General features: G+C 68.1%; 23 protein-coding genes and 3 pseudogenes. 8 read left to right on the top strand and 18 right to left on the bottom strand.

Annotated elements, in window-relative coordinates:
- Positions 1-83: 83 nt before the first annotated feature.
- From DU484_RS09950 to DU484_RS09940, 3 genes and pseudogenes are all read right to left on the bottom strand, one after another.
- Positions 84-824, bottom strand: coding sequence for a hypothetical protein (locus DU484_RS09950; protein ID WP_114605821.1), 741 nt, complete (start codon positions 822-824; stop codon positions 84-86).
- A gap of 22 nt (positions 825-846) precedes the next feature.
- Positions 847-2,512 (bottom strand): annotated as a pseudogene (locus DU484_RS09945) (ammonium transporter).
- A 1-nt stretch (position 2,513) separates the two neighbouring features.
- Entirely contained in the window at positions 2,514-4,457 is a 1,944-nt protein-coding gene (locus tag DU484_RS09940) for a primary-amine oxidase (protein ID WP_222844825.1), read from the bottom strand.
- Positions 4,458-4,694: 237 nt separating this feature from the next.
- Here DU484_RS09940 and DU484_RS09935 point away from each other — a divergent pair, with 237 nt between their 5' ends.
- Positions 4,695-5,480: a TrmB family transcriptional regulator gene (locus tag DU484_RS09935; protein WP_114585902.1), complete on the top strand. Its 786-nt coding sequence runs from the start codon at positions 4,695-4,697 to the stop codon at positions 5,478-5,480.
- Here DU484_RS09935 and DU484_RS09930 read toward each other — a convergent pair whose 3' ends face one another.
- The 3 genes from DU484_RS09930 to DU484_RS09920 are packed head-to-tail and all read right to left on the bottom strand — an operon-like array spanning position 5,481 to position 7,915.
- Positions 5,481-6,191, bottom strand: a complete 711-nt coding sequence (locus tag DU484_RS09930; RefSeq protein ID WP_114585901.1) for a hypothetical protein — start codon at positions 6,189-6,191, stop codon at positions 5,481-5,483.
- The gene (locus DU484_RS09925; protein WP_114585900.1) at positions 6,188-6,505 is read right to left on the bottom strand and encodes a 2Fe-2S iron-sulfur cluster-binding protein; all 318 of its coding nucleotides are present in this window, start codon (positions 6,503-6,505) and stop codon (positions 6,188-6,190) included. Before DU484_RS09925 ends, DU484_RS09930 begins: the two co-directional genes overlap by 4 nt.
- Before the next feature lie 6 nt (positions 6,506-6,511).
- The gene (locus DU484_RS09920) at positions 6,512-7,915 is read right to left on the bottom strand and encodes a selenium-binding protein SBP56-related protein (protein WP_114585899.1); all 1,404 of its coding nucleotides are present in this window, start codon (positions 7,913-7,915) and stop codon (positions 6,512-6,514) included.
- 154 nt (positions 7,916-8,069) lie between these two features.
- Between DU484_RS09920 and DU484_RS20815 the strand changes: the two genes are divergently transcribed.
- On the top strand, positions 8,070-8,825 hold the full coding sequence (locus DU484_RS20815) for a bacterio-opsin activator (RefSeq protein WP_262342765.1): 756 nt from the start codon (positions 8,070-8,072) through the stop codon (positions 8,823-8,825).
- On the opposite strand, the gene ndk is transcribed toward DU484_RS20815, so the two are convergent.
- Genes ndk through rpl7ae form a run of 4 tightly spaced genes read right to left on the bottom strand, consistent with a single transcriptional unit; the run spans position 8,789 to position 10,040 of the window.
- Positions 8,789-9,253, bottom strand: a complete 465-nt coding sequence (ndk, locus tag DU484_RS09910; RefSeq protein WP_114585897.1) for a nucleoside-diphosphate kinase — start codon at positions 9,251-9,253, stop codon at positions 8,789-8,791. The two genes, DU484_RS20815 and ndk, sit on opposite strands and share 37 nt — an antisense overlap.
- Entirely contained in the window at positions 9,250-9,447 is a 198-nt protein-coding gene (locus DU484_RS09905) for a 50S ribosomal protein L24e (RefSeq protein ID WP_114585896.1), read from the bottom strand. Before DU484_RS09905 ends, ndk begins: the two co-directional genes overlap by 4 nt.
- On the bottom strand, positions 9,447-9,671 hold the full coding sequence (locus tag DU484_RS09900; RefSeq protein ID WP_049936843.1) for a 30S ribosomal protein S28e: 225 nt from the start codon (positions 9,669-9,671) through the stop codon (positions 9,447-9,449). Before DU484_RS09900 ends, DU484_RS09905 begins: the two co-directional genes overlap by 1 nt.
- Before the next feature lie 6 nt (positions 9,672-9,677).
- Positions 9,678-10,040, bottom strand: a complete 363-nt coding sequence (gene rpl7ae / locus DU484_RS09895) for a 50S ribosomal protein L7Ae (protein WP_049936844.1) — start codon at positions 10,038-10,040, stop codon at positions 9,678-9,680.
- A 228-nt stretch (positions 10,041-10,268) separates the two neighbouring features.
- On the opposite strand from rpl7ae, the pseudogene tmcA reads away from it, so the two are divergent.
- Positions 10,269-12,484, top strand: a pseudogene (gene tmcA, locus DU484_RS09890) (tRNA(Met) cytidine acetyltransferase TmcA).
- Positions 12,485-12,490: 6 nt separating this feature from the next.
- Here tmcA and DU484_RS09885 read toward each other — a convergent pair.
- Both DU484_RS09885 and DU484_RS09880 read right to left on the bottom strand, forming a co-directional pair.
- Positions 12,491-13,240, bottom strand: coding sequence for a GNAT family N-acetyltransferase (locus DU484_RS09885; RefSeq protein WP_114585894.1), 750 nt, complete (start codon positions 13,238-13,240; stop codon positions 12,491-12,493).
- Positions 13,241-13,281: 41 nt separating this feature from the next.
- Positions 13,282-13,611 carry a 4Fe-4S dicluster domain-containing protein gene (locus DU484_RS09880; protein WP_114605820.1) on the bottom strand — a complete coding sequence of 110 codons (330 nt, stop codon included), beginning with the start codon at positions 13,609-13,611 and terminating at the stop codon, positions 13,282-13,284.
- Positions 13,612-13,745: 134 nt separating this feature from the next.
- On the opposite strand from DU484_RS09880, the gene DU484_RS09875 reads away from it, so the two are divergent.
- Positions 13,746-13,961 (top strand): hypothetical protein, encoded by a 216-nt coding sequence (locus tag DU484_RS09875; protein WP_114585892.1) that lies wholly within the window; start codon positions 13,746-13,748, stop codon positions 13,959-13,961.
- Positions 13,962-13,978: 17 nt separating this feature from the next.
- Here DU484_RS09875 and DU484_RS09870 read toward each other — a convergent pair whose 3' ends face one another.
- The 3 genes from DU484_RS09870 to DU484_RS09860 are packed head-to-tail and all read right to left on the bottom strand — an operon-like array spanning position 13,979 to position 18,846.
- Complete coding sequence (locus DU484_RS09870) at positions 13,979-15,655, bottom strand: aldehyde ferredoxin oxidoreductase family protein (RefSeq protein ID WP_114605819.1); 1,677 nt, start codon at positions 15,653-15,655, stop codon at positions 13,979-13,981.
- 57 nt (positions 15,656-15,712) lie between these two features.
- The gene (locus DU484_RS09865; protein ID WP_114585890.1) at positions 15,713-17,041 is read right to left on the bottom strand and encodes an aminotransferase family protein; all 1,329 of its coding nucleotides are present in this window, start codon (positions 17,039-17,041) and stop codon (positions 15,713-15,715) included.
- A 50-nt stretch (positions 17,042-17,091) separates the two neighbouring features.
- Entirely contained in the window at positions 17,092-18,846 is a 1,755-nt protein-coding gene (locus tag DU484_RS09860) for a glutamate--tRNA ligase (RefSeq protein WP_114605818.1), read from the bottom strand.
- Positions 18,847-19,028: 182 nt separating this feature from the next.
- Between DU484_RS09860 and DU484_RS09855 the strand changes: the two are divergent.
- The 3 genes and pseudogenes from DU484_RS09855 to DU484_RS09845 all read left to right on the top strand — a co-directional run bounded on the left by DU484_RS09855 (position 19,029) and on the right by DU484_RS09845 (position 21,933).
- Positions 19,029-20,440, top strand: a pseudogene (locus DU484_RS09855) (APC family permease).
- Positions 20,441-21,184, top strand: coding sequence for a universal stress protein (locus DU484_RS09850; RefSeq protein WP_114585887.1), 744 nt, complete (start codon positions 20,441-20,443; stop codon positions 21,182-21,184).
- A gap of 23 nt (positions 21,185-21,207) precedes the next feature.
- Positions 21,208-21,933, top strand: coding sequence for a fumarylacetoacetate hydrolase family protein (locus DU484_RS09845; RefSeq protein WP_114605817.1), 726 nt, complete (start codon positions 21,208-21,210; stop codon positions 21,931-21,933).
- Positions 21,934-21,936: 3 nt separating this feature from the next.
- Here the strand turns inward: DU484_RS09845 and DU484_RS09840 are convergent, their stop codons facing one another.
- Positions 21,937-22,893 (bottom strand): D-2-hydroxyacid dehydrogenase, encoded by a 957-nt coding sequence (locus tag DU484_RS09840; protein ID WP_114605816.1) that lies wholly within the window; start codon positions 22,891-22,893, stop codon positions 21,937-21,939.
- 82 nt (positions 22,894-22,975) lie between these two features.
- Between DU484_RS09840 and DU484_RS09835 the strand changes: the two genes are divergently transcribed.
- Positions 22,976-24,343 (top strand): NAD(P)/FAD-dependent oxidoreductase, encoded by a 1,368-nt coding sequence (locus tag DU484_RS09835; protein ID WP_114585884.1) that lies wholly within the window; start codon positions 22,976-22,978, stop codon positions 24,341-24,343.
- A gap of 517 nt (positions 24,344-24,860) precedes the next feature.
- On the opposite strand, the gene DU484_RS09830 is transcribed toward DU484_RS09835, so the two are convergent.
- Together DU484_RS09830 and DU484_RS09825 are read right to left on the bottom strand one after the other, a co-directional pair.
- Entirely contained in the window at positions 24,861-25,256 is a 396-nt protein-coding gene (locus tag DU484_RS09830; protein ID WP_114585883.1) for a hypothetical protein, read from the bottom strand.
- A gap of 287 nt (positions 25,257-25,543) precedes the next feature.
- Entirely contained in the window at positions 25,544-26,533 is a 990-nt protein-coding gene (locus DU484_RS09825; RefSeq protein WP_114605815.1) for a ring-cleaving dioxygenase, read from the bottom strand.
- Between the last annotated feature and the right edge of the window lie 26 nt (positions 26,534-26,559).

Below are 26,559 nucleotides of genomic sequence, written 5' to 3'. Positions count from 1 at the left end.
ATTTGTGGGAAGTGTCGGATCCACTCCCGCCGTAAACGGCGGGATTCTCTCCTCGGCGAAAGATAGCCCTTGCCCCCGCCGGCCTACGCCGCGTGGACCGACCGCCGGCCGGCGTAGCGGGTGTAGCCCACCCGAACGCCGACAGCGAGGAGGACGCCCCCGACGAGCGCCAGCAGGCCGGCCTCCGCGGCGGGTGAGACGGCGTCGACGGCCACCCACCCGACGGCGACGCCACCGACGAAGCCGGCCTGCAGGAGGCAGACGGCGGCGAGGGCGCGGCGTCGGGCACCGGCGTACAGCGACCCCACGGCGGCCGTCTCGGCGGCGGCGTGGACCGCGAGGACGACCGCACCGAGGAGGCCGAGCGCCGCGTCGGCGGCGTAGACGGTGGCGAGGACGACGCCCTCCAGTCCGCGGTGGAGCGTCACGGCGCCCAGCGTCGCGTCGGCACAGGCGCCACAGTCCGTGAGGGCGTGACCGCGAGCGAGGGCGACGACGCCCACGCCGGCGGCGACGCCGAGGCCCGCGCCGACCGGCGCCCCGTCGAGCGCGAGCGCGACGGAGAGACCGCCGAGGAAGAGAAAGAGCGGTGGGACGGCCCCGCGCGACCGCGGGAGGCGGTCGACGGCCGCGAGGACGACGCCGCCACCGAACAGGCTGGCGCCGACCGACGCGGCGACGACGGCGGGAAAGGCGAGGCCGGCGGCCGTCGCGGCCGTGCCGTGGGCGGCCGCCGGCGTCGACAGGAGCGCCGTCCCGAAGAGGGCGACGACGGGGCGGGTCGGGAGGGGCTGGTCACGACGGTCGAGTGAGTCGTCGAGCATCGAAGAAGCGGGGACGGTGGGTTCAGACCGCGTCGGGACCGGTCTTGCCGGTTCGGACCTGGATGGCCTCGTCGACGGGCAGGATGAAGATTTTCCCGTCGCCGGGGTCGCCGGTACGGGCCGCGTCGCCGATGGCGTCGGCCACGTCCGCGCCGTCGACGTCGGCGACGACGCACTCGACTTTCGTCTTCTGGTGGAGGTCGACCGTGTACTCCTCGCCGCGCCACTGGCCCTTCTTGGCGGGCTGGGAGCCGCGGCCGGAGACGTTCGAGACGGTGATCGAGGGGGCGCCCGCCTCGGCGACCGCCTGTTTCACCGCGCCGAGCGTGTCCGGGCGGATGTAGGCGACGACCATCTCGATCTCAGTCATCGTCGGCCACCCCGCTGTCGGCGGCGGTCGTGCTACCGGCACGTCCGGGAGTGCTGACCGAGTTGTCGCCGAACTCGGGGTAGGTGACGATGCCGTGTTCCGAGGAGTCGAGCCCCTCGCGTTCGTGTTCCTCGCTCACCCGCGCCCAGCCGAGGGCCTTCAGCAGGCCGTAGATGGCGCCGGTGATGATCGCCGCCCAAGCCGCGAGGACGACGATGCCGACGACCTGTACGCCGAGCTGGGAGATGGAGAACGCCGACGTGGTGTTCACGAAGGGGTACGCGAGCGCGCTCAGCGCGCCGGCGGAGCCGTGGACCGGGAAGACGGCACAGACGTCGTCGATGCCGACTTTCTCGAGCAGGTCGAAGACGAGGACGACCTGCACGCCGGCGACGAAGCCGACGACGAGCGTCGCGGGCCAACTCGCCACCGCCGCGATCGAACAGACGGAGACGAGTCCCGCGAGCAGACCGTTGGCGCACATGAGGCTGTCGACTTTCCCGCTGCGGAGGACGCTGACCGCCGCGGCACCGATGCTGCCGGTGGCCATCACGAGCGCGGTGTTGATGGCGACGCGGCCGGCGTAGGCGTAGTCGGCGAGGGCGAGTTCGCCGGCGTCGGTGACCTGGAAGACGTTGACTGCGGTGCCGACGTTGAAGCCGTACCAGCCGAACGCGAGGATGAGCGTCCCGAGGATGGCGTAGGGAAGCGAGTGGCCCGGGATGACGTTCGGGGAGCCGTCGGCGTCGAACTTGCCGACCCGCGGGCCGACGATGTAGGCGGCGACGAGTCCACAGACCCCGCCGGTCATGTGGACGACGGCGGCGCCAGCGAAGTCCTGGAAGCCGAGCGTGGCGAGGAAGCCGCCACCCCACGTCAGCCCCGTCGCGACGGGGTAGATGAGCGCCCCGACGAGGACGGTAAAGAGGAGGTAGCCGCGCAGTTGGGCGCGTTCGGCGACGGCGCCGGAGACGATGGACGCGGCGACCATCGAGAACGCGGCGCCGAAGAGGATGCTCGCCCACGCCGTCGAGCCCCCGGCGTAGTAGGCGAAGGGTGCCGAGAAGCCGCTCCCGGAGGTGACGCCGGCGACGATGGCCGAGACGCCGACGCCGACGACGAAGTACGCGAGGACGCCGACGCCCCACGTCAGGACGTTCTTCGTCAGCTGGTTCGCGACGTTTTTCGAACGAACCTGCCCGGATTCGAGCATGCCGAAGCCCGCGTGCATGAAGAACACGAGGAAGGTGGCGACCATCACCCAGAGCAGGTTGACGCCCTCGGCGACGACGGACGGATCGACCTGGAGCAGCGACATCTCAGTCGTCCCCCGTCGACGTCAGGTCGTGTTCGGTGTGGCACGGCTCGGGCGGGAGCGAGATGGCGGGGTTGCTGTCGAGGAAGCCCTCGGGTTTGAGGGTGAAACTCGCCACCTCGACGGGCAACACCGGCCAGTCCTCCGCGCGGGTGACGTGGTTGACGCCGAGCGTGTACCAGCAGACCACGTCCTCGCCGTCGAGGTTGCGATCCTGTTCGGTCCACTCGGCCAGCCCCGACGTCTCGTCGTTCTGGTTGGGGTAGTCGCCCGCCGCGAACTGCTCGTCCGGGTCGTACTGGGTCGCCCAGAAGTTGTTGTCGATGAACCCGGCCCGCTTTTTCGTGCTGGACGTGGGCCGCGCCGGCGAGTTGACGTTGGAGTGTGGCTCCAGCTTGTAGCCACAGGGCCGACCGTAGGAGTTCGTCGTCTCGGTGCTCTCGACCCGCCAGTACTTGCCGTTCAGCGGGTCGATGTCGTCGCGGGCCTCCATCTCGGACTCCAGGACCGTCTCCTTCGCCTTGAACCCCTTCTTGCGGTCGCTACCGACGGGTTCGTTGTGGACTTCCTTCACACGGTTCGGGGCCTCGTCGATGTCGAAGTCGAGTCGGAAGTTGAAGTGGTGCTGGTGGATGGAGGTTTTGACCTGCGGCGCGACGAGTTCGTACTCGCCGTTGGTGTCCGTGGCGTCCTCGTCGGCGGGAACCACCCCGTTGGAGTCGATACCCGTCAGGCGGACTTCACCATCGATGGAGCCGTCGGGGTAGAAGTACCAGTAGAAGCCGTAGTCGTAGTTGTAGACGGTGGCGATGAAGGAGACGACGAGGCGGCGGCGACGCCGTACCTCCGTGTGTTCCTTCCGCCACTCCGTATGCTTCCAGAGGACGCCGTCGTCCTCCTCGTGCATACAGATGGCGTTCGGCATCGTCTTCGGGTCGCCGCTGGTGTCGTTCATCGCCACGTCGAAGTAGTGCATCTCGCCGAGGCAGTCACAGCCCTCGGTGAGCACGTTCGCCATCCGGCCGACGTGGAACTCGCCGATGTCGAACGCCTCCTTCCAGGAGTGGTTGGGGTCGCTGTCGCCGTAGGGAACGGCCATCTCCGAGGCGGAGGCGCGGTGGAGCACCTTGCGCTTCTCGCCCTCGTCCTCGAAGGTGACGTCGTGGAAGACCAGCCCCTCCCGGGGCGTCCAGCCGACCTGGAACTCCCAGTCCAGCCACTCGACGGTCTGGCCATCGACCTCGAAGCTCGGACCCTCGGGCTGGACCACGTCGAGGTGCTTGAAGTCGTCCCGCGTGTCGACGCGGTCGGCCCGGAAGTCGGCGTCCTCGGGCGGCAGGGGATTGTCCTCGTCGACGACGCCGTTGTCCTCGATTTTCACGACCTCCATCTCGTCGAGGTCGACGAAGGCGAACAGCCCCTCGATGGGTCGGGCGTAGCCGTTGTCCTCCTCCTCGGTCCGAATCCACGAGATGGCGCGGACGAGGCGCCGGTCGTCGTGCGCGTCGGGTTCGAACCCGCTCGCCGGCCACGGATCGACGATGGCGAGGTCGAAGTTCTCGACGCCGCGCTTGGCGGCCGCCGCCTGCCACTCGGGGTCGTTGATGACGACCTGTTCGGCCTGATCGACCTCCGGCGGCGTGATAGCCGGCTGCACGTCCTCGATGTGAGTCACGTCGAGGAGCTCTTCACCCGTGATGGACACCGTCGCCTCGTACGTCTCGCCGTCCTGTCGAACGACGACGAACGCCTCGCGGTCGAAGTGGTCGCCGTCCTCGTAGGCGCGGACGAACTCCTTCTCGGGTTCGTCGAGGACGACGTTGTGGTAGACGGCGTCGTCCGCGACGTCCCACTCGGCTTCGAGGATGTCGGTGGCGGTGGAGATCTCCTCGGGTGCCAGTGGATCGAGCGGATGCGTCACCGCCGCCTCGTCGAGGTCCATCGCCATTACACGTTCACCTCACTTATACCGTATTTTTTTGTCCGTACGTTTCGTGCTGTGTGATCTCGTTCTCCAAACATCTATTTCGACACGAGATATGAACACGTTCTGTTAGTATTATATCTACTTCACCACTGGCGAGTTGTAAATAAGTGTTGTAATAACACATATATATTGAACTAGGACGTAGGGCGGGCGCGAACGCGGGACAAAACGCAAGTAGGACCGGCATGGAGTAGACGTGTGAGCACCCAGCCCGAGCTCTACCTGCAGGAGATGGGACTTTCCGAGTACGAGGCGGCGACGTACGTCGGACTGCTGCAGGGCGGCACGTCGACCGCGAAGGAGGTCGCCGAGCGTGCGGGCGTCCCACAGTCCCGGGTGTACGACGTCCTCGACTCGCTCAACACCAAGGGCTTCGTCGTCGTCCAGGAGGGGCGCCCGAAGAAGTTCGGCCCGGTCGATCCGAACCAGGCCGTATCGCAGTTCCGCGACTTCAAGCGGCGCGAACACGTCCGGAAACTCGACGAGATTCAGGGGCTCGGCGAACACTTCCTCGACGCCGTCGAGGGTGCGGACTACGGACGGGAGGGCGACGACGAGGTGGACATCAGTTGGTCGTACCCGAACCGACACCACATCCTCGAGAAACTGGAGCGTCTCGGGGACGATGCGACGGAGGAGATTCTGATGATCACGACGCCCGAGAGTTTCGAGCGTATCGCCAACCACCACGCCGAACTCCTCGCGACGAAAGCTGCCGCCGACGTCGAAATTCGGGCGCTGATCTCCGACGACCGGGCGCTCGATCCGTCGGTTCGCGAGCGGACGACGGAGCTGATGGCGATGCGACGGGTCCAGGACATTCGCGGCCGACTCTACACGTACGACGGCGAGAGCATCCTGCTGGCGTTCAAGTCGCCGAACGACGACGGCTACGTCGGCATCTCGACGACGAGCCCCCACCTCTACGCGACGCTCTCACAGCTGTTCGAACTCCTGTGGGAAGACGGCGACCCGGTCGCGTGATCACGCGGCGGCGACGGGGGCCGCGTGCCGACGGCGTGCCTCACGGGTCCCGACGGCGAGGAGGACGCCCCCGACGAGCGCCAACAGGCCGGCCTCCGCGACGGGCGACACCCCGTCGACGACACCCCAGCCGACGGCGACGCCGACGACGAAGCCGGCCTGCACGACGAGGACGGCGGCGAGGGCGTACCGCCGGCCGGCCGCCGCGTACATCGACCCCACGGCGGCCGTCTCGGCGGCGGCGTGGCCGGCGACGACGGCGGCGCCCGCGAGGCCGATGGCCGCGTCGGCGGCGTAGACGGTGGCGAGGACCACACCCTCCAGTCCGCGGTGGAGCGTCACGGCACCCAGCGCCGCGTCGGCACAGGCGCCACAGTCCGTAATCGCCGCGTCGCGGCCGAGGTAGACGGCGCCGATGCCGGCGGCCAGACCGACGAACGTCGCCGCCGTCGCCCGCGTCGCGGCGAGTGCCAGGGCCGCGACGCCGAGAGAGACCACGAGCAACGGGACGGCCCCACGCGTCGGCCGGGGGAGTCGGCCGTACGCGACGAGGACGACGCCGCCCCCGAGCAGACTCACGACGACGACGCCCGCGACGACGAGGGTAAAGGGGAGACCGGTCGCTGCGGCGGCGACGCCGTGGGCGGCCGCCGGTGTCGACAGGACCGCGACCCCGAGGACGGCGGCCGCCCAGCGGATACTCGCTCTCATTTCCACGGATTCGGCACGAGGTCGGCCTGAATCTCGGCGCCGACCTCGATCCGGCAGTCGGAGCGGGGTTCAGCGACGCAGAGAAACACGTAGCCCTCCCGTCGGTGCTGTGGCTTCAGCCCGTTCGGCCGGTCGACGTGGACGAGGTCTCCCTCGAGTAGGCGTCCGGTGCAGGTGCCGCAGGCACCGTAGAGACAGCCGTAGGGAACCCCGAGGCCTTCGCGCTCGGTGGCGTCGATGACCGTCTCCCCATCCCGAACCGCGACGGTCGCCGACCGGCCGTCGCGCCACTCCAGCGTGACCTCGTGGGGCATCGACGGCTACTGCCAGACGTCGCTGGTGCAGTCGCCGCCGGGCCAGCGAATCTCGTGGGCGCGGGCGGGACCGCCAGGGGCGTCGCCGAAGTCGACGAGGAAGTCCTCGTCGAGTTCCATCCGCCCCTCGTCGGGGTAGACGTCGGCTTTCATCATCAGCGACCCCTGCTCGCCGATGTCGGGGTAGAACTGGTTGTCCCACGAGGAGAACAGGGAGGTAGTCCAGTAGAGCCGCTTCCCGTCGCGGCTGAGCTGGAGCATCTGTGGAGCGCCGCGGATTTCGGTGCCCTGAATCTCCTGTCGGTCGGCGAAGTTGCCACCTGCCCAGACCTGGTCGACGAGTCGGGGGTTGCCCCAGTCGCTCACGTCGTACATCCGCACGTCGCCGTGGAGCCAGTTCGAGAAGAAGAGATACTGATCGTCGAGCGAGACGACGATGTCCGTCACGAGGCCGGGGACGGGCATGTCCCAGTCCTCGTGTTCGCGGTCCTCGATGTCGATGACCTTCTGCCACTCCCACTGACCGTCGTCTTCCTCCCAGAAGTGGAGGATGTTCGAGGAGAGCGCTGCGCCGACGAAGCCCTGGGTCTCCATGGGGTCGTGTGGCATGCGGACTTCGAGCGGAATCAGCCCTTCCTCGCCGAAGGTGAGGGTTTGCTGGTGGGTCTTCTCCTCCCAGTCCCAGATGTGGATGCTGTCACCGTATTTGCCGTCTTCGACGTCTTCGAGGTCGAAGCCCGGGTAGTAGGTGTTCGGCGCGGCCCACTCCGTCGAGACCATCACGTTGTGTCGGGGCTGGTACCAGTAGTCGTAGTTCATCTCCATGTCGCCGAGATCGGCTTCCCAGTGGCCGTCGATGGAGAAGTCGCCCTGGTCCAACTGGAGGAAGCCACCGGGGAGTTCGCCGTCGGCGTTCCCGAGCATGCTGATGACGATCTTCCCGCCGGGCACGCAGTGAACGGTGTGCGGCGCCGAGAGGTCGTGTTCGAAGATCTCCTCGGGTTCGATGACCTTCTCGATGTCCATGTTCCGTGGATCCTCGGCGTCGAGGATGTGGATGCGGGAGGACCGCTGTCCGGGGACGATGAGGTGATCGCGCATCAGCCCCTCGGCGTGACACGAGGACGAACAGGTGTTCCAGCCGAAGTGGTGGAGTTCGTCGCCCTTGTTCGGCATCTCGACGGTGTCGATCAGTTCGCTGTACGTGTCCGATTCGGGGTCGAGGTCGACGACGCCGATGAAGTCGGAGCCGTCGACGTCCATCCCGACACGGAGCGCGATGACGAAGGCCGTCTTCTCGCGCTCCGACTCGGTTCGCATCGCTCCGGGCGTCGGATAGCCCGGTCCCTCTACCTCGTGGTGTTCGTGTCCGTGCTTCTCAGCCGTCGAATCGGGTTTGTCAGTACTCATGCCAGACAGTAACGTTCACGCTACGATCATAAATAATGATTGAGTTGTCGCTCGACAACTCGTGTTGGTTGCTCGACGGTAGGGAACCCTTATGCGCTGGCCGACATACTCCGGAGTGTGTTGGCGGAGTCCCACGACGACTGGAGGCTGCCCGATGCGTGAGTTCGCGTTCGACATCGTGTACGAAACGGGTGCCGATCCGGTGATGGACGTGTTCATCGAACATCCGACGCTCGTCGCCGAGGCGCTACACGGCTGTGTGACCGAGGATCGCTTCTGGCGCATCGAACGGCTGATCGGCCCGACAGCGGCGCTCGACGCAGTCGAACGGCTCCGCCTCGACGAGACGGTGCGGACGGCGTCGGTGACCGAGACGGACTGTTCTGCCACGCGGTACCACGACGTGCTGGAGCGCTCGGACGACGAGCGGGTGATCTACAGCCACGTCGAGAACGTCGAGGACGGCGAATCCGTCCAGACGCTCGCCGGTCGGTATCTCCCACACGGATCGCTCTACTGCTCCACGCGACGGGAGAATCGCCACTGCTGGCGCATCTTCATGAAATCGGACGAGAAGGTGGGCCTGTTGTACGACGCCCTCGGCGCGAATCTACGGGAGGGCCTCTCCTTTCACATGGGCCATCTCTGTGACGCCGAGCGGTGGGGGCACGACTCGTTGGGCTCGATAGCGCTCCCCCGGATCAGCGGACCGCGATGCGCGCGGCCCTCGATCACGGCTACTACCGGACGCCACGCGAGATTACGCTCGACGAACTGGCCACGAAACTCGACGTGCCGCGGTCGACACTCTCCTATCGGTTGCGCCGGGCCGAAGAACGGCTCGTGTCGGGGTATCTCGGCGAGACCGGATAACTACTCGTACAGCCAGGTCTCGTCGATCCGCTCGTAGTCCTGCAGTTCGTCCTCGTCGAAGAAGAGGTCGATCTCGCGCTCGTTCGCGCCCTCGTCGGCATGGTCGGAGCCGTGGATGACGTTCCGGCCGAGGTCGAGGCCGAAGTCGCCGCGGATGGTGCCGGGCGCCGATTCGGCGGGGTCGGTCTCGCCCATCATGGTCCGGACCTGCCGGGTGGCGTCCTGGCCCTCCCAGACCATCGCCATGACCGGGCCGGACGTGATGAAGTCGACGAGACCGTCGAAGAACGGCTTACCCTCGTGTTCGCCGTAGTGTTCGTGCGCCAGCTCGTCGGAGATCTGCATGAACTTCGCGCCGACGAGCTTGAGGCCGCGGTCCTCGAAGCGGGAGATGATCTCACCGATCAGCCCACGCTGGACGCCGTCCGGCTTGACCATCACGAACGTGCGCTCGGCGTCGCTCATTCCTCACCCTCGCCGCCGGCGGCCTGCCCCTCCTGGGTCCACTCCAGGTCGCGGGCCTCGCGGCCGAGGAAGTAGTTCTTCTCGGCCTTGGAGTCCTTGAAGTGGAGGATGGTGCCGTCCTTCCGGACGTACATCGTTCCGGTGCCCGGTTCGATCTCCTCACCCGAGTAGTCGCAGGTGCGTGTGTCGACCATTACTGACCTCCGATGGAGTCGGCGTCGCGCTGTGTCTCGCGCAGCTGGAGCACGTCGCCCTCGCGGACGGGGCCCAGCACGTTGCGCGTGATGATTCGCCCCTGATTCGATCCCTCCTGAATGCGACATTTGACCTGCATGGCCTCACCATGCATGCCGGTCTTGCCCACGATCTCGATGACTTCCGCCGGCATCGAGTCGCTGGCACTCTCTTCGGCGCTCATGGTCGCTTACCGGAGGTCCTCGACCTTCGTGGCGATGTCTTCGACCTGTTCCTCGGCGTCGCCCGCGTCGACGATGGCGGCCGCCGCGCTCCCGACTTCGAGCCCGGCCGCGTGGCCAACGTCGTCCTGCGTCTCGACGAAGACGTACGGGATGCCCTTCTCGTCGGCGAGTTCGGGGAGATGCATCACGATCTCTTCGGGCTGGACGTCCTCCGCGATGACGACGAGGTCGGCGTTGCCGCGCTCGACCGCCTTGGTCGTCTCGTTGGTTCCTTTCTTGACACTACCTGTGTCTCGCGCTACTTCGAGCGCCTCGATGGCGCTCTCGGCGAGGTCCGCCGGGACATCGAAATTGACGTAAACTGACATTGTTTGTACCCCCCGCCCGTGGGCTCGCACACCTCACCAGGCAGAATCCCTGATGGCGAGGCGCATCATCAACCCCGGACAGGCTGTACGACTCCGTAACAGGGGACCCCATAAAAGCGTGTTCAAACCCGCTACAGCGTGTGAGGCCGGCACACGCGGTCGGGCGACAGTCGCCCGTCGTGGGTGCGGAGGGGAAGGCCCTTGGTCGCCCGCGAGGTACGCCGGGGCATGACCCTCGCCGACCTCGTCGCCGCCCTCCGGACCGAAGCCGAACGGGCGAACGAGCGGCGACTGCTGACGCTCGCGGGCGACCGGGAGTGTGGCCTCGACGCCGCCCGCGACGCCCTCGCGACGCTCGACGACCCGGACGCGACCGTCCTCACCACTCGCGAGGGAGTCGGCACGCACCCCGACGGCGCCGACCGACTCCTCGGGACGACCCAAACGGCCGTCGTCCTCGACTGTCACGACGGCTTCTCCGCGAACGTCCTCGGCCGCGTCGTGGGCGCCGTCGACGGCGGCGGCCTCCTCGTCCTCGTGACGCCGCCGCTCGACGCGTGGTCCGGCTCCGAATACGCCGACGAACGACTCGCAGTCCCGCCCTTTACCGCGGCGGACGTGACCGGCCACTTCCGCCGACGACTGGCCGACACAATCCGCGCACACCCCGGCGCCGCCGTCGTCGACGTAGACGCGGGGACCGTCGAACACGACGGGTTGACCGACCCGCCCCCGGCACGGTCCCATACGCCGCCGTCGGTCCCGGCGGACGCCACCTTCCCGCCCGACGCCTACGAGGCGTGTCTCACGGCCGATCAGGCCGACGCCCTGTCCGCGCTCGAACGCCTGCGCGACGGGGCCGCCGTCGTCGTCGAAGCCGACCGGGGCCGGGGAAGTCCGCGGCCGCCGGCCTCGCCGCCGGGAGCCTCGCCGCGGCGGGCCGGGACGTCCTCGTCACTGCCCCCGCCTACCGCAACGCCGCGGAGGTGTTCGAGCGCGCCGAGGCGTTGCTGACGACGCTGGAGACCCTAGACGGCCGCGCCGACGACCACACCCTCACCGCGACCGGCGGCGGCCGCGTGCGCTTTCTCGCCCCCGACGAGGCCGGTTGCCTCCCCGACGACCCCGACGCCGTCGTCGTCGACGAGGCGGCCGCGCTCCCCGTCCGTCGGCTGACGGCGTTTCTCGACGCGCCCGCCGTCGCCTTCGTCACGACCGTCCACGGCTACGAGGGGACGGGCCGTGGGTTCGACGTGCGCTTTCGCGACCACCTCGCGGAGAGCGACCGCGACGTCGTCGACGCCCGCCTCGACGACCCCATCCGCTACGCCGCGGGCGACCCCGTCGAGGTGTGGGCCTTCCGCGCCCTCCTGCTCGACGCCCGACCTGCCGCGGACCAACTCGTCGCGGACGCGACGCCCGCCGACGCGACGTATCGCGCGCTCGACGCCGCGGCCCTCACCGCCGACGAACACCTGCTCCGCGAGGCGTTCGGCCTCCTCGTCCTCGCGCACTACCGGACGGAACCGGACGACCTAGCGCGCCTGCTCGACGCGCCGAACCTCGACTGCCGGGCGCTCACGGTCGACGGCCACGTCGCCGCCGTCGCCCTCCTGGCCCGCGAGGGCGGCCTCTCCGAGTCGCGGCGCACCGCGATGTACGAGGGCGCTCGCGTGCGGGGCAACATGCTCCCGGACGTGCTGACGAGCCAGTTGCGCGACCTGGAAGCGGGACGGCCGGTGGGCTACCGCGTCCTCCGGATCGCGACCCACCACGCCGTCCGGTCGACGGGCTTCGGCTCCCGCCTCCTCGCCGACTGTCACGACGAGTTCGGCGACGCCGTCGACTGGTTCGGCGTCGGCTACGGCGCCACCCCCCGACTCGTCCGGTTCTGGGAACGCAACGGCTACCGGACCGTCCACTGCTCGACGACGCGCAACGCGACCAGCGGCGAGTATTCGGCGATCATGCTCCGGCCGACGAGCGACGCGGGCGCGGCCCTCCACGACCGCCACAGCCGGCAGTTCCGCGCTCGGATGCGCGACGGCCTCTCCGACGCCCTCGACGACCTCGCACCCGACGTGGCGCGGGCGGTCCTCCGGGCGACCGACGGCGCGCCGGCCCCGTCGCTCACCGACCACGAGTGGCGGGTCGTCGCCGCCGCGGCCTTCGGGCCGGGACTCTACGACGCCGCCCCCGGCGCCTTCCGCGACCTGGCGATGGCGTACCTGTGCGATCCGGACGGGCGTCTCGACGACCGGCAGGAGCGACTTCTCGTCCGCAAACCCCTCCAGGCGGGCGACTGGGAGACGGTGGCCGACGACCTGAACTACGTCTCCACGCGGCAGTGTATGCGGGCGCTGGGCGAGGCGTACCGGCCGCTGGTAAAGCGGTACGGAACTGACGCGGCCGAGGAGGAGCGCCGGCGATACGGGAGCGATTGAGAGGGCTCAGAGGCGCGCGTCGCAGTCGAGGAAGGTCGCGAGCATCACCTCGTCGACGTACTCGCCGTCGATCCGGTAGTGGTTCTCGCGGACCGCTTCCGTCTCCCACCCGTGCGCTTCGAGGAAGGAGATGGCGTCCTCGTTGGTCGCGGGGACGCTGTTGTAGAGTTTCTCGAAGCCGTGTTCGCAGGCCCACCGGAAGCCACGGTCGAGCAACGCGGTGCCGATGCCGTGGCCGCGATACCCCGGCAGGAGGCCGACGGTCAGCACCGCGGTGTGGGCGAGTTTCTCCGTCTCGGGCAGGTCGAGGTGGACCCACCCGACCACCTCGTCGTCGACGCAGGCGACGAACACCATCCGCGACCGGGTCTCGGTGTGCCGGAGGATCACCTCCTCGTGGTCGAGCAGATCCGCCACCGTCTCCGCCTCGATGTACGTCCCCTCCTCGGCGACCTGTCGGATGACACCGACGAGACCGGAGAGGTCGCGCTGTTCCGCCGCTCGGATCGTGTAGACGAGATCGCCCGCGTCGTACTCCTCTACGTCCTCCTCCCGATACGCGACGCGGAGTCGCTTCCCCTCCTGTCGGAGGTAGCCGTCGCGGCGAAGGATCGTGAGATGGTGACCGAACGCCTCCGGATCGAGGTTCAGCGCCCGCCGCGCCTGGTCGGCCCGCACCGAGCCGTGGGCCTCGACGTACTCGTAGATGTCCCGGCGATCCTTGTGATCGAAGTTGAGTTGCTCGGTCAGTTCCATGCACCTGTGTAACACGCTACCACACTTAATCGTTCGTGAGATTAGACTCGGTTCTCGCGGCTCGGGTCCACGTCGATGGCGTCCACCGGACAGACGTCGACACAGAGCATGCAATCGATACACTGGTCCTCGTAGGTGGGGTGGGCCTTGATCTCGCTTTCGGGATGTCCGGGCGTGTCCACCCACTCGAACACGTCGACCGGGCAGTCCTCGAGGCAGGCGCCGTCGGCGAGACAGATGTCGAAGTCGACGGCGACGTGGGTGCCGTGGATGCCGAGTTTCTCGGGCGGGTCGACCGGTCCCCAGACGGCGACACCCTCTTGCTCGTCGACCTTCTCGCGGGTGCGTTCGAAGTTCGGATCGATGGCCATACCCCCGCTCCGCGACCGAGACGGATAAAGTATCGTCCGTCGTCGCAACCCGGTCGGGTGTAGTGAGCAACGAGGGGGGAGGTCGATCCATTGAAACAGGTACGGCCCATCCGATAGTACGACGGAGCCCTACCATGGCTACTCGCTCCGCCAGAGCGGCACTGAAGGAAGCGCTCAGCGACTGGCGTCGCCACACCCTCGCGCTTGCCGGCGTGGCCTCGGTATTCGGGATCGCCTCCCTCCTCGACTCCAACGGGGCGTACTACGGTGCGGCGCTAGTCACCTTCACCATCTGGATGGTCTGGTTCGTGCTGACCGCCGTCGAGTGGATACGCCTCGCGGAGTTTTGACCACCTCGACGGAACTGTCAGTCCGCGCTCGCGGTGTCGACGGCGCCGTCGGGGACGACGCCCTCGTCGGTCCAGCCCCGCGTCTCGTAGTAGGCGTCGAGCGCCGCGTCGAAGTCCGGCAGGTCGTACGGCAGGGCGTCGTCCGAGCGGTCGAAGCCCCGCTGGTTGTTGAAGTGGCGTTCGAGTTCGACCACCCGCGCACCGACCGAGAGCAGGTCGTCGAAGTCGGCGTCGAACAGCTTCTCGAAGCGCTCGGCGTTCATCATGCCCCGCGAGAACCGACAGACGACGCCGCAGTCCTCCAGCGCTCGCTTGTTCTCCTGTTCGACCAGCTTCGCCGCCTTGGCGGCCGACAGCCCCGCCGGCTCGAAGGCCTCCGAGGCGTCGACGAGGGGGTACTCGTAGGCGTAAAAGGTCGCGTACATGTGGTCGGCACCGCGGTTCGCGGTGGCGAACCCGAGCCCCTGCCCGTTGAGCGTGCGCCCGTCGTGGGCCGAGAACGTCATCCCCTTGACCGTCCAGTCCTCGACGCCGAGTTCGTCGTGGAAGCGGTGGATACCCTCCGCCAACAGGTCGCCGTCGCCCTCGCGGCTGGCGATCTTTTGCACCGTCTCGTGGATCAACTCGTCGTCGCCGAAGGCATCGTTCGCCTTGAGGTAGGCCGCCACCGCGTTGCCACAGGAGATGGTGTCCATGCCCAGCCGGTCACAGAGCTGGTTCGACTGCATGATCGAGACGATGTCGTCCACCTCGCAGTTGCCGCCGAAGGCCATGATCGTCTCGAACTCCGGCCCCTCCGTCTCGACGCCCGACGCCTCGTCCCTCGTCGGGAGCTTACACGCGAAGGCACACTGCGAACAGGTTCCTTTCTTGTACTTCTTCTCCTCCACCCGGTCGCCGTTGATCTTCTCGAACGCCTCGTAACGGACGTCCTCGAAGTAGCGGGTGGGGAAGGAGCCGATCTCGTTGGCGAGGTCCGTGACGCTCGCGGTCCCCTGCCGCTTCATGATGTGGTCGCTCGTCGCGGCCTCGCGGTGGATGGCCGCCGCCTCGGCGTCGATATCCACGTCCGGCCGGGCGTCGCCGTCGAAGGTGATCGCTTTCACGTTCTTCGCGCCCATCACAGCACCCAGCCCGCCGCGGCCGAACGCCCGCGTCTCGCTGGTCATGATGCAGGCGAAGCGGACCAGGTTCTCGCCTGCCGGACCGATGCAGGCGACGTGTTCGGGGTCGAGGTCGTGTTCGGCCTCGACGTACTCGGTGACGGCCGGGACTTCGGCGCCCGCGAGGTCCGGCACCTCCTCGAAGGTCACGCCGTCCTCCCGGACGTGGAGCATCAGCAGATCGTCGCTCTCGCCGACGACTTCGACGACGGCGTTGCCGGTGCCGAGCAGGTCCCGGGAGACGAACCCCCCGGCGTTGGCCGACAGGAGACCGTCGGTCAGCGGCGAGACGGCCGTCGCGGACGTGCGACCGGTGAAACTCATCGACGAGGCCTGCATCGGCCCCGTGGTGAAGTAGAGGCGATTCTCCGGACCGAACGGGTCGGCGTCGAACGGAATCCGCTCGTGAGCGAGGTGCGTGGCGACGCCCCGACCGCCGATGAACGATTCGAGGACGTCGTCGACGGACTCGGTTTCGACGCGCCGCGATCCCACGTCGACCGTGAGGAGGGGGCCCTCCATGTGGAGCATACGCGGAACCGGGCGCCCCGCGCTATTAAACGGTTGCCTCGGGCGACGGATCGGCCGCTACTCGAAGGTCTCGGCGATGGCCGCGTCGAGGGCGTCGACCGCCCGGTCGATCTCCGCGTCCGTGACCGGCAGCGGCGGGGAGACGACGACCTGCGTGCGCGGGCGACCGCCGCCGAAGAGGGCGCCCCGCTCCTCGGCCGCGTCGATCACGTCGTCGACGGGGTTGTCCCCCGACTCGACCCACGGGTTGAGATACGGCTCGCCGGTCTCGGGGTCGGCGAAGGAGACTGCCCAGAGCAGCCCCCGGCCGCGCACGTTGCCGACGGCGTCGTGGCGCTCCAGTTCGCGCAGGCGGGCTTCGAGATGCTCGCTTCGCTCCCGTGCGTTCTCGATCAGGCCGTCCTCGTAGACGTCGAGGGCGGCGACGCCCGCCGCGCAGGCGACGGGGTGACCGGCGAAGGTCTGGCCCACGTCGATCCCCGACTCGCGGAGGTGGGCGGCGATTTCCGGCCGGACCGCGACGCCCGCGAGCGGGACGTACGCGCTCGTGACGCCCTTGGCGAAGGTGAGCAGGTCGGGCACCACGTCCTCGGTGTCGATGCCGAACCACTCGCCACACCGGCCGAAGCCGGTGATCACCTCGTCCGCGATCAGGAGGATGTCGTACTCGTCACAGAGGGCACGCACCCGCTGCCAGTAGTCGGCGGGCGCCGTGTACGCCCCGCTCGTGCCCCCGACCGGCTCCATCAGGATGGCCGCGATGGAGTCCGGCCCCTCGTTGTGGATGACGTACTCCAAGTGGTCGGCGGCCTGTTTCGCGATTGCTTCGGGCGTGTCGCCGTCGAACGGCGACCGATACGTCAGCGGCGGGAGGAACTTCGCCGCGCCCGTGGTTTCGGCCCCCCGACCCATCGCGTTTCGCGTCTCGGGGTCGCCCGTCAGCGACGCGGCGCCGTAGGTGGCGCCGTGGTAGGACTGATACCGCGTGAGTACCTTGCGGGCGCCGGTGTACTCACGGGCGAACTGCACCGCCGACTCGTTGGCCTCGCTCCCCGAGACGGAGAAGAACACGTCGTCGAGGTCGCCCGGCGTGATGTCGGCGAGGCGGCCGGCGAGTTCCGAGCGAGCGTCGTTGTGCTTCGCGGAGGCGACGTAGGCGACTTTGGAGGCCTGTTCCGCGATGGCGTCGGCGATGCGCTCCTCGCCGTGGCCGGCGTTGACGCAGTAGAGCTGTGCGATGAAGTCGAGATACGCCGTTCCGTCGTCGTCGTAGACGGTGACGCCGTCGCCGTCGACGATGGTGAGGGGGTCGTCGTCGCCGTGTGACCAGTGGGGGATGGTGCCGGTAGTGGGGCCGGCTGCCGGCTCCGGAGCTTGTTCGGACATGTACGTGACTCGGCGAGACGGCGAATAAACGTTTGGTCGGTGGCGGCGGGCTACTCGTGAGCGAAGTACGCCACCGTCTCGTCGCTGTCGGCGCCGTCGGCCTCCGGCCGACTCTCCGTGGCGCGTCGCGCCACGCCATCCACCCGCGCGAACCCGACCCGCTCGAACTGCACCACGTCGTCGACGGGCACGTCGGCGAAGTCGGGTTCCGCGACGCCCGTCACGTCGCCGTCCCTCGTCCGCAGGCGGACGGGAACGCCGTCGACGGGCGCCCAGTGGACGACCGGGACGCCCTCCTCGCGGACGGCGGTGATATCGTCGCCGACGTACTCGAACCCGGCGTCGGTGTGTCGAACGCAGCCGAAGCCCTTTAACCAGACGCGCTCGCCCGTCTCCGGGACGTCGGCGGGTTCGACGAGGACGGCGTCGCCGGCGGGCACGTCCCGCCGGCCCCGGTCCTCGTGTTCGGGGTGGACGGGCGGGTGGCCGGCCTCGGGACCGCCGTGGAGGGACTTCTCCACCCCGTCCCGGACGAAGAAGTACCGGTTCGCCCCGTCGTCGATCAGGTCGCGGTTGTTCGCGTAGACGGCGCTCATCGACAGTTCGACGTTGCTCGTCGACGTACCGAGTTCGATCATGGCGTCGACGATGGCCTGCCCCCGAATCCCACGGCGCTGCAGGCTGGCGAGGGTGGGCGCGCGCGGGTCGTCCCAGCCGTCGAGTTCGCCGTCGTCGATCAACTCCTTGATCGTCGACGTGGAGAGTTGGACGTCGTACTCGTCGACCTGAACGTGACCCCAGTGGATCACCTCGGGGTACTCCCAGTCGAAGTAGTCGTAGACGAAGCGCTGGCGCTTCGCGGAGTCCTGCAGGTCGATGCCGCGGATGATGTGGGTGACGCCCGTGAGGTGGTCGTCGACGCCGGACTGGAAGTCGAGCATGGGCCAACACCGGTAGTCCGCGGCCTCGGGCCGGGGGTGGGGGCGGTCGATCATCCGGAAGGCCACCCAGTCCCGCAACGCGGGGTTCTTGTGGGTGATGTCGGTGCGGACCCGGAGGACCATCTCGCCCGCCGAGTAGTCGCCGTCGACCATGGCTTCGAACTCCTCCCGGGTCGTCGCCGCGTCCTTCTCGCGGTGCGGGCAGGCCTCGCCCGCGTTCTTCAGGTCGGAGAACTCGCCCTGCGGGCAGGAACAGGTGTAGGCGCCGCCGAGTTCGATCAGCTCGTGGGCGTGGTCGTAGTAGGTGTCGACGCGGTCGCTCGCCCGAAGCACTTCGTCGGGGTCGAAGCCGAGGTAGTCGATGGAATCGAGGATGGCGTCGTAGGCGTCGAGGTCCGGGCGCTTGGTCTCGGGGTCGGTGTCGTCGAACCGGCAGATGAAGCGGCCGTCGTAGCGCTCCTTGTACGTCCCGATCACCGCCGGCATCCGGGCGTGACCGAGGTGCCACGGGCCGTTGGGGTTGGGCGCGGCGCGCATGACGACGCCCGTCTCCTCGTCGACGTTCGGCAGGTCGGGCAGCGGGTGGTCGTCTTCCTCGTCGTCGGCCTCGATTTCGGCGAGTTCCTCGGGCGCGAGGTCCTCGAGTTCCGCCCGCTTCTCCGCGGCGGAGAGGTCGTTCACCTCGGCGACGACGCCGCCGACGATGCCGGGAATCTCGTCGGCGTGGGGTCGGAAGTCGGGGTTCTCGCCCATCAGCGGGCCCATGACCGCGCCCACGTCCGCGTCGCTGTCGTATTTCACCGCGTTGAGGAGTGCGTGCGTCCGCGCCGCTCGTTCGACGCGTTCGCGGAGTTCGGAGTCCATTACGCGCTCGTTCCGGCCGACGGGTGAAAACTGGCGTGGATCGGGGGCAGCGGGTAGGGGTACGTTAATTGTTACCATTCCTCACGTAAGAACGTTTCGTGGCCCGTGTACCGACACGATTCGTCGGTGGGAATCCGGTCGTGGATTTATATATCGGGGTGGTGACGTTCGATCACTGACACATGGTGTCCGACGAGGGTGGGGAGGCGGGACTGACGGGGGCCATCGACGGCCCGGCGGAGCTCTCCGACGAGGCGTCAGTCACCGAGGAAGGGACGGAGCTAGAGCGGACCATCGGGCTGACCGGCGGTCTGTCCATCGGCGTGGGGACGATGATCGGTGCGGGCATCTTCGTCTTCCCCGGAATCGCCGCCGGACGGGCAGGGCCCGCCGCCGCCGGCTCCTTCGCCATCGGCGCCGTCGTCGCCCTCCTGGTCGCCCTGCCGGCGTCGGAACTGGCGACGGCGATGCCGAAATCCGGCGGCGGCTACTACTTCGTCTCGCGGGCGCTCGGCGCCCTCCCCGGCGCGGTGGTGGGCCTCAGCATCTGGCTCGGGCTGGTTTCGCGACGGCGTTTTACCTCGTCGGCTTCGGCAACTACGCCGCGGGCGTCCTCGCCGAGGCCGGGATGCCGGTCGGTGGCTCGGTGGTCGTTCCCCTAGCGCTCGTGTTCGGTGCCCTGCTCACCGGACTGAACCTCTTCGGCACCGAGAACGCGGCGACACTCCAGAACTACGTCGTCGGCCTGTTGCTCGCCATCCTCGTCCTCTTTCTGGGCTACGGCGGCCTCGACGCCCTCGGGGTGTTCGGTGCCCCGAGCGCGCCGGAACGGTTCATGCCCTTCGGCCCGCTCCCGATGTTCACCACCGCCGCGCTGGTGTTTACCTCCTACCTCGGGTTCGCGCAGGTGGCGACCGTCGCCGGCGACATCAAACGGCCGGGGCGGAACCTCCCGCTTGCGATGGTCGGATCGGTCCTCGCCGTCGGCGCGCTCTACGTCGCCACAATCTTCGTCGCCACGAGCGCGTTCGGGAGCGCCGCGCTCGCCGGCTTCGGCGAGACGGCCATCGTCGAGGTGGCGCGGGCCTTCGCCGGCCGCGTCGGCGCCGTCGCGATACTGCTGGCCGGCCTGCTGGCGACCGTCTCCAGCGCGAACGCCTCCATCCTCTCGACCTCGCGGGCGGTCTTCGCGGTCGGCCGGGACGCGATACTCCCGCCCGCGGCGAGCCGCATGAACCTCCGATACGGCACGCCACACGTCGCCCTCGCGATGGGCGGCGGGCCGACGCTGATCCTCGTCGCCATGGGCGAAGTGGAGGTCCTCGCGGAGGTGGCCTCCTTCCTCCATCTCGTCATGTACGGCTTGATCTGCGTGGCGCTGGTCGCGATGCGCCGGGACGAACCGTCGTGGTACGATCCGGACTTCCGGGTCCCGCTGTACCCGCTCGTCGCCGTCCCCGGCGCCGTCGCCAGCTTCGGCTTGATCTCGTTCATGCAGCCGCTCTCGCAGGGCGTCGGCGTCGCGATCATGGCCGCGACCGCCGGGTGGTACAAGTACTACGCGAGCGACGTGTCGCTCAGAGGGGTGTTGTAGATGACCGACCTCGCGTCCGACGACCCGCCGACGGTACTCGTCCCGGTCCGGGTACTCGAGGGGCAGGCGCTCCCGGAGACGCTCGCCGCCTTCCTCGCCCCCGCCGACGTGGTCGTCCTCGGCTATCACGTCCTGCCGGAGCAGACGCCGGCCGAGCAGGCCAGCATGCAGTTCGAGGACCGCGCCCGGAGCGCCGTCGAGGACATCGCGGACGCGTTCCGCGACGCCGGCGGCGAGGCCGAGACGCGGGTGGCCTTCACCCACGACCGCGACCAGACCGTCGAGCGCGTCGCGGCGGAGGTGGGCGCGGCGGCGATTCTCCTCCCGAACCCCGTCGGCGACGTGGAGGACGTGCTGGTCGCGGTGCGGGGCGCCATCGACACCGACCGTCTCGCCGACCTCGTGGCGACGCTGGTCGCCGAGGGAACCCAGCGGGTGACGGTGCTGGGTGTGACGGCCGGCACCGATTTCGACGCCGACGCCGCCGTCACCGACGTTCGCGACCGACTCCGTGCTCACGGCGTGGCGGCCGCCCGGATCGACACGGAGACGGCCGTCTCGGAGCGCCCCGTCGCCGACGTCGTCGCTCGCTCGGCCGAGTTCGACGCCGTCGTCACGGGCGAAAGTGAGGAGACGTTGTGGTCGATCCTCTTCGGCGACGAACCCGAACGCGTCGCGGAGGGCGCCGTCGCGCCCGTCCTCGTCGTCCGTCGCGGGCCGGCGACCGAATCCACAAGCGGTTAGTCGGTCGGGTGGGACGAGGGCGTATGAAACGCGCACGCATCGACGTCGACGGCGAGATTCACGCCGGCGAGTACCGGGACGGCGTCGTCGAAACCGACGACGACGCGTTCGTCGTCGGCGAGGACGGCGATCTCGCCGCGCCGTGCAAGCCGTCGGCGCTCTACTGCACCGGCCGCAACTTCGCGGAGACGCTCGATCAGATGGAGTACGACGTACCGGACCAGCCGGCCTTCTTCATCAAGCCGCCCGCCTCCGTCGTCGCCCACGAGGAACCCATTCCGTATCCTACTTTCTCCGACGAGGTGACGTACGCGGGCGAACTCTGTGCCGTGATCGACGAGCGATGTCACCGCCTCGACCCCGAGGAGGTGCCCGAGGTGATCCGCGGCTACACCATCATGAACGACGTGGACGCCCTCGATCAGCCCGGCCGCACGGCGCGGAAGGCCTTCGACGGCTCCGGCCCCCTCGGCCCGTGGATCGAGACCGACCTCGACCCCCACGGCATCGACATGCACACCGACATCAACGGCGAGCGACGACAGGAGGCGAACACCGAACTGATGCTGTTCGACCCCTACGACATCGTCTCCTTCCTCTCCGAACGGTTCACCTTCCGCCCGGGCGACGTCATCGCGTTCGGCAGTCCGGCCAACCCCGGCGTGATCGAACCCGGCGACACGGTCGAGATCACCTACGAGGGCGTCGGAACGCTGCGAAACGACGTGGCGCCGCCGGCGGACGAGTAGCGGCTACACCACCTGATTCTCCAGCCCGTCGACCGCGCCGGTCTCCTCCATCCGCCGGAGGTTCGTCGCGAGGATGTCCGCGAGTCGGTCGTAGTATTTCGGCGTGTTGCCGGCGTTGTGTGGCGTGATCTGGACGTTCTCGAACGACCAGAGCGGGTGGTCCGCGGGGAGGGGTTCGGGATCGGTCACGTCCAGCGTCGCGCCGCGGATGTCGACGTCGCGAAGCGCCGTCACCAGCGCGTCGGTGTCGACGACCGGGCCGCGGGCGACGTTGATCAGGAGGCCGTCGGCACGCATCGACGCCAGCGCCTCGTCGTCGATCAACCCGCGCGTCGTGTCCGTGAGCGGGCACGCGAGGATCACGTAGTCCGAACGGGCGAGGGCGTCGTGAACGTCGTCGAAGCCAACCACCTCGTCGGTCGGGCCACCCTTCTCGGGCGTGTACCGCACCCCGACCGTCTCGACGCCGAAGGCGTCCAGTTTCTCCGTCAGCGCCTCGCCGATGGCGCCGAGACCGACGACGGCGGCCGTGCTCCCCTGCAGTTCGCGGACGGGGTAGGCCTCCCAGTGGTTGCGTTCTTGGTGCTCCCACGCCTGCCGGAACTGCCGTTCGTGGGCGACGAGCGCTCCGATCACGTACTCGGAGATGTTGGGGCCGTGGACGCCCGCGGCGTTGGTGACGGCGACGCCCGCGTCCGCGAACGCGTCGATGTCGAGGTGGCCGGTGCCCGCGTACGCGCAGGCGAAGAGGTCGAGGTTCTCGGCTCGTTCGAGCCACTCGGTCTCGAAGTGGATGCCAGTCACCACGCGGGCGCGCTCGATCAGGTCGCGCTCCTCGACGGACGTGGTCGCGACGGCCACCTCGCGGTCGGGGAGTCGGTCACGGAGCGCCGCGCCGTAGGAAGACGATGCCATGCCGTGGACCTTCTGTCGCAACACGGCGATATCCGGATCGGTCATGCGGGCCGATGCACCCGCCACCGGTAAAGAGGCTCGGCATCGTTCCGGGTCATTAATACCCCCGCCCGTTTGGAGGTAGGATATGGAACACGTGGACGTGGCCGTCGTCGGCGGCGGGCCGGCCGGCGCGTCGGCGGCCCACGCGGCCGCCGAAGCCGGTGCGTCCGCACTCGTCTTCGAGAAGGGCGTCCCCCGTGCGGACCGCGAGGGACTCGGCCCGGACTCCACCGACGCGGCGGGCATCTTGGACTACTGGGTCGACATCATGGGCATCCACCCCGACGAGTTTCCGGACGGCGTCGTCCTGTCGGAACTCGATCGGGCGGCCTTCGTCGGTCCGACCGAATCCTGCGTGCTTCGGAGCACGGGCATCGAATCGTCCTACGACACCTTCGGCTACACCTTCCATCGCGCGAAGTTCGACGACTGGCTCCGAGAGCGCGCCGAGGACGCCGGCGCCGACTACCGCGTCGGCGTGAGCGTCAAGGACGTAGAGACCGACCCGGACGGCGACCCGCGGCACACCCTCCGACTGGCGAGCGGCGACGCCGTAGGCGCCGACTTCCTGATCCTCGCCGACGGCCCCCAGCGGACCGTCACCAACCGCGTCCTCGATCGCTTCCTCCCGTTCCCCGTCACCGACCACCTCGGGACGACGACGGCCAACCACATCGCGTACCAGGAACACCGGCGCCTCCCCGCCGAGGTGGCCGAGCAACTCCGCGGCGCCATCACGTTCTGGTGGGGGTACATTCCCGGCCACACCGCCTACCCGTGGATCTTCCCGAACGACGACGACGTGGCCCGAATCGGGCTGACGATGCCCATCGGCCTCGACGTCGACGCCGTGGCCGACCGGGACGCGTACGCCCTCCTCCGCCCCGAGGACGAGACGATTCCGGGCGGGAGCGAGTACCTCCGACGCCTCCTCGAACACGAGTACGGCGACCGGTACGACGTGCCCGGCGACTTCCCGCTCGTCGAGGACCGCGCCAAGGCGAAGGGCACCGAAACGTACCCCATCTCTTCGACCCGCCCCGTCGACTCGCCGGTCGAGGCGGGCATCGCCGTCGTCGGCGGCGCGATGGGCACCACCTCGGCGTTTCACGAAGGCGGCGACCACGTCGCCGTCCGTACGGGCGCCATCGCGGGCGAGTTGGCCGGGGCGGGCGATCTCTCGGGGTACAACCCCGCCTGGAAGGACGCCATCGGCGACGAGCTTCTGCGCAACGTCACGATGGCCGACATGGTGCGGGACTACCGACCCGAGGACTGGGATCGGATCTTCCGCACCGCACGGAAGATGCTCGCCGACGAGGAGGGCTACCGGATGTTCGAGCGGAAGTTCGCCGCGGGGTGGGACGCGATCAAACTCCTCGTGGGGTACCGGTGGAACAAGTATCGTAACCGCGATTTCGTGAGCATCCACGAATCGGACTACGTCTTCTGAGCCACCGTCCGCAAGGCGTTAACCCCTCGGGCGTGTACGACCGTTCGCGTGCCTCTAGTCCCCGCCCGAGCACGCCCGTCAGGGCGCGATGACCGCGCGGAGAACCCGGGCACGTGACATGGGTGACCGGCGGACGTACTGATCCGCGGTCGCCCGAGAAACGTGCCGCCGTCGCACGCGTTCGACGGCCGCCCGGCACGAGGGTTAGCCAGCCGACACGGCACGCCGCCAGGGATGAGGCTGGACGTTAGTGTTCCGGGCGTACATTTTGGTGTACTATCTAATGCATTTATGAATGAGAGGTGCGGCTTTGATTGGGAGCCTATTGTCGAGACAGGTAACCGATAGTGAACACCGTTCCCGCTGTATCTTCGGGGGGAACAGTCAGTGATGCCGATCCTGGGATGCTGTCCGTCGGGAGTCGTTTGCCTGTTAGGTTTGGATGCCCGTGCTGAATACAAAGCGTGAGTCGGCCACGAGACTCGCCTATACTCGACGTCACGGACCGAGAAGAGACTTAACACTCACCGATGGGTTTGAGTTCGAATTTCGTCGTCTCTTGATCACGAACCGCGTACTGAATACCGACACAGGGGTCGGTTACGTCTGCATATTCCGAGGGGTGGAGGTGAACCACTTGGTCGCCGATGTCGAAATAAACCGTGTAGTGTCCCGTTCCTTTCACGGGATCGTCTACCCTGCGCGTTGATTGCTCAACGCTGGTACCGAGTTGGTAGGTCTCTCTGAATACCTCCTCGTCGTTTCGCTCGATAAAGACGGTGACGTGACGGGCTTCGTCGCGGTTATTCTCGAGGTGTATCCAGGAAATTTTCGTCGTCGGCTGGTCTGTCTGACCGAGACACCCACTCGAGAGGATCCCAGCGCATAGACAGAGACACGTACGACGCCTCATACAATTCCAAAGTTCGTTCAACCGAAAAAAAATCGCGGGACGCTACAACTTTAGCTTGAACCACACGCGCGCTTGTTGGACTGCCGTTTCGACACTGAGTGATTTAGAGTAAACGAGGGGCGCTGCTAACTCTATACTCTATATCTTGCACGCACCTTCTGACACCATATCGATAGGTTCTCGAAATCCACGACCGATCATGCACGCATTCGAAGGGCTGTACTGCTAGAGGTCCTTTCCACGGTGAAACTCGCCCGGTCGTGTTCCGGGGCCGGTAGCCTGCGCGGTCAGTCGCCCGCGTCGGCCGTCGCCGCCCGCGGCACCGTCACGTCCGGCAGTCCGGCCTCGATTTCCTCGCGCCGATCCTCGAACGTCCCGGGGAGGACGAGGCGGCCGCCCAGGTCGTCGAGCGGTTCGTCGCTGGTGTAGCCCGGATCGCTCGTGGCGAGTTCGAACAGGACGCCGCCGTGTTCCCGGAAGTAGACCGAGCGGAACCAGTGGCGGTCGATCTGTTGGGTCGGGTTCAGGCCGCGCGACCGGGCGGCGCTCCGCATCGACGCCTGATCCTCGTCGGTCGGCGTCTGGAAGGCGACGTGGTGGACCGTCCCGTGACCCTGTAGCCCGCCCTCGATGGTCGGGAGCACGTCGACGTACTTGCCCACCGGACCGCCGGCGGCGAAGCGGGTGCGTTCGTCGCCCGGCGTGTCGTCCGGCGACTGCTCGGTTCCGGCGCGCTCCAGCCCCATCGTCTCGAGGAGTTCCATCGTCGGCTGGGGGTCCGCGATCCAGAGCGTCACGGAGTGGAAGCCGCGAATCGCGGCGTCTTCGGGGACGAACTCGGTCCACGGGACCGTGGGATCGTCGGCCGGAATCTCGACTTCGACGAGTTCGACCGGGAGGCCGTCGGGGTCGGTAAAGGGGAGCACCGTCTCGCCGAACCGCTCCACTCGGTCCCCGTATGAGACGCCGTAGTCGTCGAAGCGGTCCTCCCAGTAGTCCAGACTCCCCTCGGGGACGCGGAAGGCGGTCCGAGAGACCTGCCCACTCCCGACGTTCCCCTGCGGGAGGTCCGACCACGGGAAGAACGTCATGCTCGTCCCGGGCGTCCCCTCCGCGTCCGCGAAGAAGAAGTGGTAGGTGCTCGGGTCGTCCTGATTGATGGAGCGTTTGACGAGTCGGAGGCCGAGCGTCTCGACCCAGAAGTCGAGGTTTCGCTGTGGGTCGCCGGCGATGCAGGTGACGTGGTGGATGCCCGGCGTGGGCGTCGGATCGGCCATACAGCGACTACGCGCCGGAGGGACTT

This window comes from Haloplanus rubicundus (assembly GCF_003342675.1).
Taxonomy (GTDB): Archaea; Halobacteriota; Halobacteria; order Halobacteriales; family Haloferacaceae; genus Haloplanus; species Haloplanus rubicundus.
This window is presented reverse-complemented; position numbering and strand designations above follow the sequence as displayed.